Source organism: Streptomyces albidochromogenes (assembly GCF_005981925.1).
Lineage (GTDB): Bacteria > Actinomycetota > Actinomycetes > Streptomycetales > Streptomycetaceae > Streptomyces > Streptomyces albidochromogenes.
Genome location: NZ_VBVX01000685.1, coordinates 1 through 853 on the forward strand (window position 1 = coordinate 1; position 853 = coordinate 853).

1 protein-coding gene and 1 pseudogene are annotated in these 853 nt (G+C 70.1%); both read right to left on the reverse strand.

Going from position 1 to position 853, the window contains the following annotated elements; genetic code table 11:
• Positions 1-473: type I-E CRISPR-associated protein Cas6/Cse3/CasE (locus E2E34_RS34755; RefSeq protein ID WP_138905775.1), on the reverse strand; the 473-nt coding region annotated here is incomplete at its 3' end.
• Positions 470-853: pseudogene (locus tag E2E34_RS34760) on the reverse strand (type I-E CRISPR-associated protein Cas5/CasD); the annotation flags it as partial. The pseudogene E2E34_RS34760 and the gene E2E34_RS34755, both read right to left, overlap by 4 nt.

Consider the following 853-nt stretch of genomic DNA (forward strand, 5'->3'; position numbering starts at 1 on the left):
GTGTCCAGGGGTTGGGAGTGGTGGGTGAGGAGTTTGAGTCCGCTCTGATCGGCTTGGCGGAGCCACCATTCGTCGGCTGCGGCGCCGGTGAGCGGGACGACGGGCGGGAGGTTGTAGAGGGCGCGGGTGGTGGCGCCGGGTTTGCGCACGGGGCTGGCGGCGCACCGGTAGCGGATGGTGAGTCCCGGGCGGATGGCGTTGATCAGTGCGTCGAGGGGGCGGGAGAGGACGGTGCCGTAGTCGTCGGGGAGGAGGCTGCTGTCTGGTTCGTGGGTGGATTGGATCAAAAGGTGCGGTCCGGCGGGGGTGTCTTCGGTGCGGAAGAGGATGCCGAGACGGGCGCGTGGGTCGGGGCCGGCGTCGGACGGGAAGAGGCTCATGATGCGGCGGTGCATGCCGACGGCTCCTGCGAGGTCGCGGCGGGGGTCCCGGGAGCGGGCGTTGGGGACGATGCGGGTGAGCCAGAGCGTCATCGTCGGCTCCCTTCGTTGGTGTTCAGCCGGGTGTCCAGGTAGTGACCCAAGGCGGTGAGCTGTGCCTTCCCGAGTCCGGCGAACTGGGAGTGCGGCAGGAGCAGGGTGCGCCGGTACAGCGGCCGGGCGCGGTAGGCGCGTCGGCTCGGGTGGTAGCTGAGGGGCTGGTCGTTGAGTTCGCCCGAAGGGTGGGTGCCGTCCTCGTTGGTGTCGCTGATGGTGTGGGCCGGGGCGGGGAGGTGGGTCAGCGGACGGTCTGCCAGAAATTCCACCGGTTGGCCTTCCGCTGCACGGTTTCTGGCCGGTCGTGTGGCGAGGGGCAGGTGGATGAGGTGGTGCAGGGCGTCGTCGCTTGGCCCGATCAGCACGGGGCCTTCGGG